The organism is Anaerococcus faecalis, assembly GCF_013371425.1.
Classification (GTDB): Bacteria; Bacillota; Clostridia; order Tissierellales; family Peptoniphilaceae; genus Anaerococcus; species Anaerococcus porci.
The window spans coordinates 138,205-152,609 of record NZ_JABVBA010000003.1; the positions used below are offsets into that span (position 1 = coordinate 138,205).

General features: G+C 28.7%; 12 protein-coding genes. 3 read left to right on the plus strand and 9 right to left on the minus strand.

Annotated elements, in window-relative coordinates; genetic code table 11:
- The first annotated feature begins 151 nt into the window (after positions 1-151).
- Positions 152-1,819: an FAD-dependent oxidoreductase gene (locus tag HV819_RS04185; protein WP_176269595.1), complete on the plus strand. Its 1,668-nt coding sequence runs from the start codon at positions 152-154 to the stop codon at positions 1,817-1,819.
- Between the two features lie 76 nt (positions 1,820-1,895).
- Here HV819_RS04185 and HV819_RS04190 read toward each other — a convergent pair whose 3' ends face one another.
- The 7 genes from HV819_RS04190 to HV819_RS04220 form a co-directional block, all read right to left on the minus strand.
- Positions 1,896-2,222 (minus strand): ATP-binding cassette domain-containing protein, encoded by a 327-nt coding sequence (locus tag HV819_RS04190; RefSeq protein WP_176269596.1) that lies wholly within the window; start codon positions 2,220-2,222, stop codon positions 1,896-1,898.
- Between the two features lie 211 nt (positions 2,223-2,433).
- Positions 2,434-3,621 carry an iron-containing alcohol dehydrogenase gene (locus HV819_RS04195; protein ID WP_176269597.1) on the minus strand — a complete coding sequence of 396 codons (1,188 nt, stop codon included), beginning with the start codon at positions 3,619-3,621 and terminating at the stop codon, positions 2,434-2,436.
- Positions 3,622-4,281, minus strand: a complete 660-nt coding sequence (locus tag HV819_RS04200) for an L-fuculose-phosphate aldolase (protein ID WP_176269598.1) — start codon at positions 4,279-4,281, stop codon at positions 3,622-3,624.
- A gap of 13 nt (positions 4,282-4,294) precedes the next feature.
- Complete coding sequence (locus tag HV819_RS04205) at positions 4,295-5,722, minus strand: FGGY family carbohydrate kinase (protein ID WP_176269599.1); 1,428 nt, start codon at positions 5,720-5,722, stop codon at positions 4,295-4,297.
- Positions 5,723-6,700, minus strand: coding sequence for an NAD(P)-dependent oxidoreductase (locus HV819_RS04210; protein ID WP_176269600.1), 978 nt, complete (start codon positions 6,698-6,700; stop codon positions 5,723-5,725). It abuts the gene before it with no gap.
- 21 nt (positions 6,701-6,721) lie between these two features.
- Positions 6,722-7,897, minus strand: coding sequence for an S-methyl-5-thioribose kinase (mtnK, locus tag HV819_RS04215; RefSeq protein ID WP_176269601.1), 1,176 nt, complete (start codon positions 7,895-7,897; stop codon positions 6,722-6,724).
- Between the two features lie 7 nt (positions 7,898-7,904).
- Positions 7,905-9,230, minus strand: coding sequence for a Na+/H+ antiporter NhaC family protein (locus HV819_RS04220; RefSeq protein WP_176269602.1), 1,326 nt, complete (start codon positions 9,228-9,230; stop codon positions 7,905-7,907).
- Positions 9,231-9,417: 187 nt separating this feature from the next.
- Here HV819_RS04220 and HV819_RS04225 point away from each other — a divergent pair, with 187 nt between their 5' ends.
- A complete protein-coding gene (locus HV819_RS04225; RefSeq protein ID WP_176269603.1) occupies positions 9,418-10,185 on the plus strand; it encodes a DeoR/GlpR family DNA-binding transcription regulator in 768 nt (255 codons plus the stop codon).
- A 586-nt stretch (positions 10,186-10,771) separates the two neighbouring features.
- On the opposite strand, the gene megL is transcribed toward HV819_RS04225, so the two are convergent.
- Positions 10,772-11,968: a methionine gamma-lyase gene (gene megL / locus HV819_RS04230; RefSeq protein ID WP_176269604.1), complete on the minus strand. Its 1,197-nt coding sequence runs from the start codon at positions 11,966-11,968 to the stop codon at positions 10,772-10,774.
- A gap of 74 nt (positions 11,969-12,042) precedes the next feature.
- On the opposite strand from megL, the gene HV819_RS04235 reads away from it, so the two are divergent.
- The gene (locus HV819_RS04235) at positions 12,043-12,960 is read left to right on the plus strand and encodes a LysR family transcriptional regulator (protein ID WP_176269605.1); all 918 of its coding nucleotides are present in this window, start codon (positions 12,043-12,045) and stop codon (positions 12,958-12,960) included.
- On the opposite strand, the gene HV819_RS04240 is transcribed toward HV819_RS04235, so the two are convergent.
- On the minus strand, positions 12,923-14,317 hold the full coding sequence (locus HV819_RS04240) for a Na+/H+ antiporter NhaC family protein (protein WP_176269606.1): 1,395 nt from the start codon (positions 14,315-14,317) through the stop codon (positions 12,923-12,925). The genes HV819_RS04235 and HV819_RS04240 overlap by 38 nt on opposite strands.
- Between the last annotated feature and the right edge of the window lie 88 nt (positions 14,318-14,405).

Below are 14,405 nucleotides of genomic sequence, written 5' to 3' on the forward strand. Positions count from 1 at the left end.
TAAATTAGTTATATATTCGATTAAATAATATCAAATCTGATATTTCACTTTTTACTTTTATAAATTTTATTTTATTGTATATAAAATAAATTTAAACCCATTATTAAATTATATTTAAGTAAATAGGGTATAAATGTGTATGAGGTGACTTATGAAAATAGTTATAATAGGGGCAGTTGCAGCAGGAGCAACTGCTGCAACCAATATAAGAAAAATTTCTAAAGACAGTGAGATAATATTACTTGAAAAAGGAAGAGATACTTCCTTTAAAAACTGTGAGATTCCTTATTATCTTTCAGAAATGGTTAAAGATAGCAAAGATTTAATAGCAAGAAATCCTGAAGCTTTTAAGAAAAAGAATGATATAGATGCAAGAAACTTTAATGAAGCAATCTCTATAGATAGGGATAAAAAGGAAGTTTTAGTAAAAGATATTAAAAATGATAAAACTTATACTGAATCTTACGATAAGCTTATAATTTCAACAGGAGCTTCTCCTTTTATTCCAGATTCTATAAAAGGACTTGATAAGGATAGAGAAAATGTCTTTAAGGTAGAAAATGTAGTAGATGTTGAAAACATAAGAGCTTATATAAAAGAGAAAAATGCCAAAAAAATCATAGTAAATGGGGCAGGTTTTATAGGTATAGAGGCAGCTGAGAACTTAAACGAACTTGACGGAGTAGATATTTACCTTATAGTAAGGTCAAGAGTTCTAGAGGCAAATATTGATGAAGAACTTGCAGGATTTGTAGAAGAGAATATAAGAAAACATATAAACATGATAAAAAATGATGAGATTATAAAGGTAGAAGATGATGAGCTTCTTTTAAAAAGTGGCAAAAAATTAGACTACGATGTGCTCATAAATGCTATAGGTATAAAGCCAAATTCAGAAATTGCAAAAAAGGCTGGTCTTAAACTTACCGAGTCTGGAGCTATTGATACTGATCGAAATTTCTTAACAAATGACCCAGATATCTATGCCATAGGTGATGTTATAGAAGTATATAACCCACTTACAAGAAAAAATAGCAAACTAAATCTAGCATGGCCTGCTCACAGAGAAGCTAAATTTGTAGCAAAACATATCTTTAATATGGCAGGAAAGTCTCCTTCATTTATAGGGTCATTTTCCCTAAGGTCTTTTGATATGAACATTGCATCAACTGGTCTTTCAAGAAAAGTTCTTGAAAGTGAAAATATTGCTTTTGAATCAACTCTTATAAGACACAATGACTCAGTAGATATCCTACCTTACTCTAAACCTATGAACATGAAAATACTTTTCGACTCACACACTGGCCTTATCTACGGTATCCAAGCTGTAGGAGAAGGTGATGTAGTTAAAAGAGTAGATATAGTAGCAGGACTTGTTGGAATGGGTGCTGATATTTATGATCTTTATGATACAGAGCTATCATATCAACCAATCTTCTCAACTCCAGAAGATGCCCTAAATACATTAGCAAGTCAGGCTATAGATATATTCGAAGGTGATTTAAAGCATGTGAACTTATATGAACTTAAAGATAAAATTAATGACTTTAGGATTATTGATATAAGAAGTAAAGAAGCTTTTGATAAATCTCACATAAGGGGTGCAGAAAATATTGAAAGTTCAAAAATCAAAGAAAATCTTGATTTAATTAATAAGGATGAAAAGACACTTTTATATTGCAACTCAAGTAATATCGCAAAGTCTTTGACTAAGTTTCTAATAAGCCAAGGTTTTAACAAGGTCTATATGCTTGAAGGCTCCATGGTCTTTTTGGAAAAATATGTGGATGTTTTGGGACTTGATTTATTGGAAAGATAAAAGAAGGACTGTTTCAAGTGTAATTGGAACAGTCCCTTTTATTTTAGACAAAATTAAGATGCATTCTTATCTTATTTTATTTAGAAAGATTTATTACATTATAATTACCATTTTCCTTAAATATATTATCATGACTTATTATGATTACAATAGCATCTTTTTCTAATAAACTTTCTATCAAATTAAGAACATGAATTTTTACTTTTTCATCTAAGAAATTTGTTGGCTCATCAAATATATAAGCACTTCTTCTTGTTTTTGATACTAGCTCTAATTGTGCTAGTTTTTTTTGACCAGAAGATCCATTATACACTTTATTTAAAATTCCATATTGGCTTATTATTGGCTCTGAAGGTATGTAAACTATATCTTTATATAATATATCAATTTGAGTCAAGTCCATAATATTGTGTAAAATTTACTGATCCAATATTTGCTATTTCAACCTAGTATATAATTTAGAAGACATAATCCACTCCTCATTGATATCAATGAGGAGTGTTAGAACTTTCTATATATAATTTATATTAGAGTGTAACAAAATGAGGTATTGTAATAAATAAACCTAAACAATATTATGGTCTTGACTTAATATTTTATAAAATAAATTAAATTCAAATATTATCTAAGTTATTAATAGATGCTATCTTATAAATTTCTCTAATATCATCCTCATTCAGAGAATAAAACCCACCTGTTTTTTTCCCATTTAGATTATTTAAACTTACTAATTCATCTATATCATAATCATTGATACCCAACTCTTTAAAATTAATAGGCATGTTTATTTTCTTAATAAATTTTTTAAACTTTTCAATACCAATATTAGCAGTTTCAAGATAATTTTCATCATTAATTTCAACTTTAAATACTCTATTTGCAAATTGAACAAATTTATCTAATCCATGTCTTGAAACTACATATTGCATCCAAGCAGGAAAGATCACAGCCATTCCAACACCATGATTACAATTATATTTAGCAGACAAAACATGTTCTAAATGATGAGAATTCCAGTCTTGTTCTCTATCACATCCAATAATATTATTATGAGCCATTGTGCCAGCCCACATTATATTTTCTCTCGAACTTAAGTCCTCGCTATTTTGTATAGCCATTGGTCCAATTTCTACTAAAGTTTTCATTATACCCTCTAACAACCTATCAGATAATTGGACACTTTCTGTATTAGTAAAATATCTTTCTAAACAATGTGTAAAAATATCAATTATACCAGAAGCTGTTTGAAATTTATTTAATGTTAATGTAAGCTCTGGATTCATTATTGAAAAAACTGGTCTAATCAAATCAGATTCTATGGCGATTTTTTCAAAAGTTTTCTTGTTAGTTATTATTGCATTTGGTGAACTTTCACTTCCAGAAGAAGCTATGGTTAATATAACACCTACATCGATTGCTTCTTTGATTTCCTTACCACAATAAAAATCCCAGAAATCTCCATCATAATCTACTCCGATAGCGATAGACTTTGCTAAATCTATAGAGCTACCTCCACCTATTGCTAATATAAAATCAGTTTTTGAACTTTTTGCTATATTAATACCCTGATATACTAAGTCTGATGTAGGATTAGGCTCTACCTTATTAAATAAGTTATATTTTAATTCTTCTTTTTTTAAGGATTCTTCTATACTAGCAATTAATCCATTAGATTCAAATATTTCTGGGTAAACTATTAGAACATTATTTTTATTAATTCTTTTTATCTCTTCTCCAACTTTTATATGACTTTCTTTGCCAAAAATATATTTTGTTGGACTATAATAAGTGAAATTTTGCACTTACTTATCCTCCTTCTTTGGCTGACCATAATTTTTAAATCCTTCTGCAACTTCCTTCATTTCATCATCAGTCAATAAAATAGGTTTACCTATACTCATTGCTCTATATTGAATTTCAGCAACATATTCCATCTCTTTAGCAAGACTATAAGCAGAACTTATATCTTTTCCACATACAACTATGCCATGATTAGCAAGTAGTACCGCATCGGATTTTCCAGCAGCTTTAACAGCTGCTTTTGCTAATTCCTCTGTACCATATCTTTTATACTCTGCACAAGGTACTTCTATTGAATTAGCATCAGCAATAACATAATGGACTGGCTTTATTGGCATTCTTAAAGCCGAAATAGTTGTACAAAAAACAGAATGAGTGTGAACAACAGCTCTAGCATCCGGTTTATTCTTATAAAACAGTGTGTGTAAATGCCATTCACTTGAAGGTTTTTTATCCCCATCTATTATATTTCCTTCTAAATCCATAACAACTATATCTTTTGAAGTTGTCTTTTGATAATCTACACCTGATGGAGTTATAAATACAAGTCCACTTTCTTTATTAAATATGCTTAAATTACCACTAGTACCAGAGCTTAAACCTTCTGTACTCATTTTTTTTCCATAATCTACTAAAGCTTGTTTTTCCTCATTATAATTCATGTGTTCTCCTTAATTATTTTTTAAAAATATTATGTTCTATCCATTTATTATAATAATTTTTTATTAATTTATAATTACTAGGATTATATTCTTCATTTTCATTATTAAAATTGTTATTACTATGATTGAAATATTCATTGCATATCTCAAATAAGCCAAATAAAGTTGCATCATTAAAATGTTTTGGTAATATAATTGATTTTCGACTTAAATTTGACAGCATCTTTATTAATAGTTTAGATTTAAATCCATTTCCCATTCCAATAATGTTAATATATTTTCTTTTATTAATTTTTTCCATTTCTATTAAGTTTATATATATAGAACATGCTATATCAGCAAGTATCGCTAATGCGAAATCTATATCTTCTATTTTACTGTCAAGTGGTGTCTTTAATATAAAAGATCCTGATTTCTTCTTTAAACTTCTAATTCTCGAAGTTGATGTTAGATTTGCAATTACTTTTATATCTTTTATATTATCACAAAGTTTTTCAATTTCTTCATATGTTAAACTTTCAAAATATATATCTTTAAAATTCTGATAATTTAACCCTGTTATACCAGGGTTCAATTCTGAAATATAACCATCACCTTTTAAAAAAGAATTTATCCAAGTCTCTTTAGAATCCATATTTGGAAGATTTTTTGAAAAGCTAATAATAGGTGTAGTTGTACCAGAAATTACATACAATGAATTGTATTGATTTGGATAAATCTTCATAGCAACTTGCGTATCAGCTCCTCCTACAATAAATATGGCATCTGATAATTGACTGAATTTTTTTACCCATTCTCTTTTTATTTTTCCTAAACTAAAGCCAGAATTAACTTTTTTAGGTGGTGACAAACTTTCTAATTCAAAAATTTTAGCTATATCATATGAATAATCTAAATCATTTAAATCATATAATTGAGTATCAGTTGCTTGACTAGGTTCTATGGTCAGCTTTCCGGTAAATTCAAATGCTATCCACTCACTAACACTTGTGAAACTATAAATATCATTATACTCAGTTTTATATACATTTTTATAACCTAAGATTTTTGCTGCAGGAAAATCTTCAGTTAACTTTTTCCCAGTTCTTTCATATATATTTTTATATTCAATATTAGATATATATTCCCTACCTCTATTATCAATATTTGGTAAACCGATTACAGCTTTGTTATCATTATTAATCAACACTACAGATTGTCTTGTACTTGAAGAAGAAATGGCTGATATTTTTTTATCAAAATTTGACAATAACTTTAATAATGCTCCCTCAAATTTTTTCATATATTCATTTGGTAAAAAATAGATTGAATCATTGTAATTGTAGTCAATTCGATAATGATTTTTAAACTTTTCAGACTTTACAACTTTACCATCATCTTCTATAATGGACAATTTACTATTTCCAGTTCCTATATCAATTAGAAGATAAAAATTTTTCACTTAAATAATCTCCTTATTATAAATTATTTTTAATAAATCTTCTCCTTTAAACCATTTGAATATTCTTTCATTTAATATTTTAGATTGATGTGATGTAACCTGAAAAGTAGCACCTCCAATATGAGGAGTCAATATTACATTATTATTTTTTAGAAAATCCAGTTCACTATACTTAGGAGGTTCTTTAGGTAAAACATCTAGTATTACAGTTATTTTTTTATTTTTTATAATATTTATTAAATCGTTGTTATTTATTACTTGTGATCTGGAACTATTAATTAAAATGCCTCCTTCTTTTATATAATTTAAGAGCTTATAATCTATCATATTATTTGTTTCTGAATTCACTGGTAAATGTATACTAATTATATCTGACTCTTTAAAAATATCTTCTAAGTTCTTTTCTTTGTATTTTTCTATATCTTTAACATATGGATCATAATAAGAAATATTTGCTCCAAAACTAGTTAATAAATTTGCTAAACTTTTTCCAACCGCTCCAAGTCCAACTATCCCTACTTCTTTGTTATATATTTCTTGACCCATCCAAGTGTAATATGGTGTAGTGCCTTCCTTCCATTCACCATCTTTTATCCATTCTATAGAGGGTAAAATATTTCTATAGCTCATTATTATCATACCTACTATATATTCTGCAACGGCAATAGAGTTTCTACCCGGCGTACATATTACTGGTAGTTTATGCATATTGCATGCATTTATATCAATATTTGCTGGATTTGACCTACAATCTCCTATTAGCTTAAGATTTTTGTATGAGTCTAATACTTTATTTGTAACCCTATCTAATTCTGTTATTAAGACATCTGGGTTTACTCTATTTAAATTGTCTATCATTTCATTTTCATAAAATCTCTCTCCAGTGAGTGTCCAGGGTTCATATATAACTTCATCAAAAATATTTTTCAAATCCATTAGATTATTTTCAGAATAAGGTGCTCTAACATAAACTTTCATAATTATATCTCCTTATATCTTTTATAAATTATTTATATAATCAACTACTTCTTTACCATATTTTATTTTGTACCTATTTAATATTAAGTATTTGCCAAAATTAATTAGCAATATATCTAATTTTTTTCTTTTATCTCTATCTTTCAAAGAAGTTATTTCGTCCACTTTAGAATCTCCTATATCCCTTCTAATAATTTCAGTTCCTGCATATCCAAATGAATCTGCTATAACCTCACTAATATAGGTTTGCTTAAATAATTCGTTTTTAAAGTATTCATTTTTAATATACTTATCATATGCATCATATAACTTAAATATGGTCATATCTATTGTTTCTTCTAATAATTTATTCAACGCGTTTTTTCTTTTATCTTTTAGTATCAAACTATTTGCTAAAGCAAAAGAAATATTTCCCCAAACATTTCCAATGTCATAGCCCATAGGTCCGTAGAAAGAAAACTCTGGATCAATAACTTTTATGCCATTTTCATTAACAAATATACTACCAGTATGTAGATCACCATGAATTAAAGCTTGAGAATTACTTTGAAAATTATCCTTAAGTTTCAATACTTCACATATCAATTTTTTATCTTCATAAATATTTTGTTCTACATATTTAATCAAATCCTTATTAATAATATTTCTATCTTTATAATTAAAATAGGGTTCTGTCAATACAAGATCTTCAGTTATATCACATAAATCAGGATTTATAAATTTCTTGACATTTAACTTTTTCTCTTTTCTAGATAAAACATAATCTGTCGTTGGAATTAAAGTTCTTTTTAAAAATTCAGACAAAGAATCTGATAAGTGATTATATATATTTCCCTTTTTTAATTCTTTTCTTAGGTTTTTATAAGAAGAGATATCTTCCATTATTATCACTGATTTTTCTTTATCATAAAAATAAACCTTAGGTACAGATCCTGGATAATTTTTATATTGAGATATTAAAGCATTATATTCTATTTCACTCCTATTTATATCTAGAGGTCTACCTGATGATCTCAAATATACATCAGACTGTTTTACAATTATTGATTTTCCAGAATTATTATCACTTACTTTAAAAACATAATTTATATTCCCATCACCTATTTCTATACATTTTAAGTTATCACTATCTTTAAAAAAGTTATGATTGCGAACATAATCCAATATTTCTAAATTGCTTAATAATTTTGATTTCATAGCTATCTCACTTCCTGTTTATATTATCTCGAGTTTTTATTTTAGGAAAACCTACAAATATAAATGCTATACCAAATATTGCCATCAAAATACTATACCATGAATAAGGCACAATAGATAAAGTTGATATCTCTGCTATTCCTGCTGCTAATAAAATTTGTCCTGCCCATGGAGTAATTCCATTACCTATGCTCGCAAATAAATCAAGAATACTTGCTGTTCTTACTCTATCTACACCAAATTCATCTGAAATATCTCTTGCTATAGGGCCTACAGTTATTATTGCAATCGTATTATTAGTTGTTGCTACATCTACTAAAAATACTAAAAAAGCGATAGCTAGTTCTGCACCACTTCTACCTTTAACATTTCTAGTCAATCTATAAAGCAACCAGTCTATGCCTCCTAAATAATGCATTAACGCAACCAATCCACCTACCATTACAGCAATTACAGCCATGTCCTCCATCGCAATTATTCCTTCTCCTAAAATTCCAAATGCTTCTATCAATGTAAAAGTGCCTTGGAATATCCCAATAATTACTCCAACTAATATTGCAGATCCCATAGCTAACATCACATGAACTCCAATTAATGATAATCCTATAACTAATATGTAAGGCAATAACTGGATAAAATCCCAAGAAAGATTTTCATTAGATATGTTAGATGAACTTGACATAAAACCGAGTAATAGCAGAGTTATAATCACTGCTGGTAATACCATTAGAAAGTTAGCCCTAAATTTATCTTTCATTTCAACTTCTTGAGTTCTTGTTGCTGCTATAGTAGTATCAGAAATAAAAGATAAATTATCTCCAAACATTGCTGAGCCTACTACAGTACCACACATCAATGGCATCGATATCCCTGTAGAGTTTGCTAGTGCAACACCTATTGGCATTAAAGCCGTTACAGTACCCATAGAAGTTCCCATAGAAAAACTTAAGATACAACCTATTATAAATACACCTGGTAAAATCATACTCTGAGGTAACAAACTCAAGCCTAAGTTTGTAACTGATTTAACAGCTCCCATTCTATCAGCAACAAGATAGAACATCCCAGCTTCTAAGAAAATTAGAAACATTAATATTAATGTATCATCACCACCACCTTTACAAAACATGGTTACTAACTCATCAAAACTTAAATTTCCTTTAGATTTTTTTATAGAAAATATAAAAGCAAATATACAAGCTATTAATATTCCTACATTTAGAGGTAAGGAACTAGCACTACCTGTCATTATTGTTATTAATATGTACAAAAATATAAATATTAATAATGGAACTAAACCAAAAAAACTACCTTTTTTTCTTTCTTCTTTCATTTTTTTCTCCTTTCGTTTTTTTTTTCTTCATAAAAACGTTTGCTTCTTTCAATCATAATACCACATTATTAAATAAAAGTAAACAATATATTGGAGATTTTTTTGGTATTTTGTGGTTTTTTTGTTTGAGATAATTATGATACAATTTATACTATGATAGTTAAAATATAAAAATTTAAGGATTAATATGTTAAAGATAGATAGGCAAAATAAAATTTTAGATTTATTAAAAAGAAATGATAGTGTATTAGTAACTGAATTAAGTGATTTTTTTAATTGCTCTGATGAAACAATTAGAAGAGATTTAAAAGAATTAGAAAAATCTAATTTACTTACAAGGACGCATGGAGGTGCTTTTTTAACTCAAAAGAATGATAAAACATATCCTACGAAAATAAGAAATATCTTATTATTAAAAGAGAAAATTAGAATATGTAAAAAAGCTCTAGAAATTATTGATAATAACGACTTTATTTTTCTAGATTCTAGTAAAACCTGTTATCAACTAGCTAAATTCATACTTGAATCTGGTTTAAGTGTAACAATTGCTACAAACTCTTTTATAATATCACAATTATGTACTCAGAAAAAAAACGATATAAATCTTATAGTTTTAGGAGGTTATTTAAGGAATAATAATATGTCTACTGTTGGCGTAGAAGCTGTAGAGCAAATAAATAATTATTTTGCAGACAAGTGTTTTATTTCTCCGCCAAAAGTAAATTTAGAAAAAGGTATTTTTGATAATAATATTTTAGAATCAAAAGTAAGAGAAGCTATGATAACAAATTCAAATAAAAAGATTATTTTAGCTGATAATACAAAATTTCAATCAATAACTAATTACAAAATTACGAATACTAGTAATTTCGATTTATTAATTTCAGATATAGAATTATCAACAAATAAAAATGATATTTTAAAAAAATATAACGTTAAATTTATTCAAGCTTAGTTATTATATTAAAGAATTGTAGATTATTCAATGAATAAATTAAAAAAATTTTTAATTTATTAAAAATAATTAAACCAAGTCTAATTAATTTTAGAATGTGTGAAATCTTGTATACAGTAATAGAATATTTAAAGCTACAAAAAGAACATTTATTTAGTGATAGTAGAGGTAACAAGTGGACAATCCATATATAGTATTACATACTGAAATCAAACGCTATTCTACTTATCAGTATTCTTTAAATAAAGATGATTTGATATTAGAAAAAATTAGAAAATATTAAAATTTATTTAAGTTAATGTGTCTTTTTGTGGAAAAGTTAGGTTTTGTATATAATCAACTTACAAGTTTTTTCAAATATAATACAAAAACATATTGATTTTATTAATAAATATAAAATAGTAAAAATCGAATAATAATAGATAATGTAAATCTAATAAGCCAAGGTTTTAACAAGGTCTATATGCTTGAAGGCTCCATGGTCTTTTTGGAAAAATATGTGGATGTTTTGGGACTTGATTTATTGGAAAGATAAAAGAAAAACTCGATTAAGCCAAATTTGCTATAATCGAGTTTTTTAATATTTTTATTTAATTTTATCTAAGGCTTGTAATAAATCTTCTATTATATCTTCACTATCTTCAAGTCCTACTGAAAGTCTTATAAGTCCTGGTGCAATTCCAGCTTCTTTTAATGCTTCTTCTGTATAGGTTGAATGAGTCATGCTTGCAGGGTGTTCTATTAATGTTTCACAATCTCCAAGACTTACTGCAAGTGAGCATAGTTTAACATTGTTCATAACAATCCTACCAGATTCTATACCTCCCTTTACTTCAAAGGCAATCATAGCACCAAAGTCTTTCATTTGTTTTTTAGCTATGTCATGATTTTTAAAATCAGAAAGTCCTGGATAGTATATTTTTTCTATATTTTTATTTCCTTTTAGAGCTTCTACTATTTTTTTAGCATTCTCCACGTGTTTTTTCATACGAACTTCTAAAGTCTTCATACCTCTAAAGATTAAAAAGGCATCATGAGCTGAAAGTACTGAACCTGTAAAGTCTTTTTGACCAACAAATCTTACTTGGGTCATTAATTCTTTGCTTCCTGCAGAAAATCCCGCAACAACATCTCCATGTCCATTTAGGTATTTGGTGGCGGAGTGAACTACTATATCTGCCCCAAGTTTTAATGGATTTTGTAGGTAAGGGGTTGCGAAGGTATTATCTACTATAACCAAAGTATCAGAACTATTTTGCTTGGCTAAGTTCGCTACAGCTTCTATGTCAATAATATCAAGAGTAGGGTTTGCCGGTGTTTCAAGATAGATTATTCTTGTGTTATCTTTTACAGACTTTTTAAGCTCATCAATGTCTGTCATATCTATAAAATCAACATCTACATTGAATTTTTTTATTTCATTTAAAAAGGCAAAGGTACATCCATAAAGGGTTTTACAAGCTAATATATGATCTCCAGCCTTAATAAATGGCCAAATTGATGATGTTATTGCACCCATTCCTGATGATGTGGACACAGCAGCTTCTGCTCCTTCTAGGGCGGCAAGTTTTTCTTCTAGGGCATTGTTAGTTGGATTTCCAAGTCTTGAGTATATATATCCACCCTCTTCTAGGGCAAATCTTCTTCCTCCTTGTTCGGCATTATCAAATATAAAAGTTGAAGTTTGATATATAGGAAGTCCTAAAGAACCAAACCCATCTTTATATGATCCTTTATGTATTGTATTAGTTGCAAATCCTCTTTCTTTTTTAATATCTGTCATTTTTTTATCCTTTCTTATTTTTACAAAACAAATTACATATAATATAATAAATTCAAAATATATTAGGAGGTATTATGAATTTAACTAAAATTTATTACGCTATTGAAGTTTCTAAAACTGGTTCTATTTCAAAGGCTGCTAAAAAGCTTTACACATCTCAACCTGCAATCTCTATGGCCATAAATGATTTGGAAAGAGAATTGGGATTTAAGATTTTCAAAAGATCTAGAGCAGGTACTCAAACTACAGCCAAGGGCCTTGAATATCTGATTAAATGCCAAGACTTAATCAAAAAATATAAGGAAATTCAAAGACAATATGCTCCTATCAATAAAGATGCTAATGAACTTAGTGTTTCAAGCCAACATTTTAACTTTGCAGTATCTGCCTTTATGAAACTAATAAGCCTTCATAAGGAGCAAGTCTTTAAATTCTACCTTAAGGAAACCACCTCTCTCGATGCTATTAGAAATGTTGAAAACGATTATTCTGAAATTGCCTTTATTTATATAAATGACTCATATAAGAAGGCAATATTTGATCTTTTTAGGGAAAAATCCCTAAATTATACTTCTATAGCCCAAGTTATACCTCACGTTTTCTTAAATAAAGACCACCCTCTTGCAAATAAGGAAGTTATAAGTATAGAAAGTCTATATGACTACCCTATGATAATCTATGAACAAGACGAATCCGAGATTTTGCCTGAGGAGTTTATAACTCTTCCAAATCATAAGCAGATAATCTATACCCAGGATAGGGGAACATCTCTTGGACTTATTTCTAACACAAAGGCATTCAATATTGGTACTGGATGCATACACCCTAATAGCGGTTATGATAATATAAAAACTATAAGGCTTGAAAATCCTGATAATCTTTCTATGGATATAGGTTATGTATATAAGGCTCAAAGAAGACTTTCACCTCTTTGTAAACAGTACCTATCTTTGATTAAGAAAGAGCTTGTTCTGTGTCTTCCAGATTTTTAAGATGATTGGCAATCTTTGATTCCGGCATATCATATTCAAAGTTCCACTTATCCTTAGCCTTAGTAAATGGTATATAGATTGATATTATGGAAATTATAGCTAGGATAAATTGATACCAGAAAAATGGTATAAGCTCAAAAGGTGCAACAAGTCCCTTAGTAAAACCTGCTGCTATAAGAACTTGGGCTCCATATGGCACAAAACCTTGAAGTACACATGAAAATGTATCTAAGAGAGAGGCTGATCTTCTTGGATCAATCTTATATTCATTGCACATCTTCTTTGCTATAGGACCTGAAATAATTATGGCTACAGTATTGTTTGCTACTGCAATATCCGCTAAAGATACAAGCGATGCAATCCCCAATTCTCCAGATTTTTCATCCTTGGCAAATTTTCTAATCTTTGCAATTATCCAATTAATTCCTCCCTCTTTGGAAACCATATTAGAAAGACCTCCTATAAGCATGGATAAGAGAAATATCTCAAACATTCCTGTAAAACCTTCCCACATGGTTTGAGATAGGGCCAAAAGATTAAAACCATTGTTTATAAGAAGAACAATGCCTGATAAAACTATGCCACCTGTAAGCACTAAAAATACATTAACACCCATAAGTGCAACTACTAGTACAAATATGTAAGGTATAATCTCAATAATATTATAAGTTAAGTCAGATGCTTGAGCTTGTGTTTCAGGTTTACCGAAGATTAATAACAAGATAAAAGTTATTATTCCAGATGGTAAAGCCATTTTCATATTCATCCTAAACTTATCTTTCATATCACAATTTTGAGTTCTTGTAGCTGCTATGGTCGTATCGGATATAACTGAAAGATTGTCACCAAACATAGACCCACCTACCAAAGAACCCAACATTAAAGCAAGGTTTATTCCTCCTGATGTTGCAAGTCCAACCGCTATTGGACCTAAAGCTGTAATTGTGCCAACCGATGAGCCTGTAGCAATAGAGATAAAACAAGCTATCAAAAATACACCAGCTGTCAAAAACCTAGCGGGTATAAATGATAGTCCCAAACCTACTACTGAATCTACACCACCAGAGGCATTGGCTACAGTAGAAAAGGCTCCAGCCAATAAGTAAATCAAACACATTATAATTATGTTTGAATCTCCACAACCTTCAATCAGATTATCAAACTTTTCATCAATACTTCCCTTAAATAATAAAAATGCACTTATAATACCAACAAAGGCTGCAATTGGTGCTGGTAGTTGGTAAAAAGCCATCTCAACATTATTTAAATGTAGAATGATGCCAGTAGATAGATAGATTAGCACAAAAACTAAAAATGGTATCAAGGCTTTGCCCGATATTTTATCATTGTTTTTCAAAACACATCTCCTTTCTAATGATTACGTTTTCATAAATATGATATATCCGAATTTACTTTTTGTAAAATATATGATTGTTATAAGGTCT

Coding starts and splice junctions, on each gene's coding strand:
- HV819_RS04185 (WP_176269595.1), top strand. CDS start 152: ATGAAAATAGTTATAATAGGGGCAGTTGCAGCAGGAGCAACTGCTGCA.
- HV819_RS04190 (WP_176269596.1), bottom strand. CDS start 2,222: ATGGACTTGACTCAAATTGATATATTATATAAAGATATAGTTTACATA.
- HV819_RS04200 (WP_176269598.1), bottom strand. CDS start 4,281: ATGAATTATAATGAGGAAAAACAAGCTTTAGTAGATTATGGAAAAAAA.
- HV819_RS04210 (WP_176269600.1), bottom strand. CDS start 6,700: ATGAAAGTTTATGTTAGAGCACCTTATTCTGAAAATAATCTAATGGAT.
- mtnK (WP_176269601.1), bottom strand. CDS start 7,897: ATGAAATCAAAATTATTAAGCAATTTAGAAATATTGGATTATGTTCGC.
- HV819_RS04220 (WP_176269602.1), bottom strand. CDS start 9,230: ATGAAAGAAGAAAGAAAAAAAGGTAGTTTTTTTGGTTTAGTTCCATTA.
- HV819_RS04225 (WP_176269603.1), top strand. CDS start 9,418: ATGTTAAAGATAGATAGGCAAAATAAAATTTTAGATTTATTAAAAAGA.
- megL (WP_176269604.1), bottom strand. CDS start 11,968: ATGACAGATATTAAAAAAGAAAGAGGATTTGCAACTAATACAATACAT.
- HV819_RS04235 (WP_176269605.1), top strand. CDS start 12,043: ATGAATTTAACTAAAATTTATTACGCTATTGAAGTTTCTAAAACTGGT.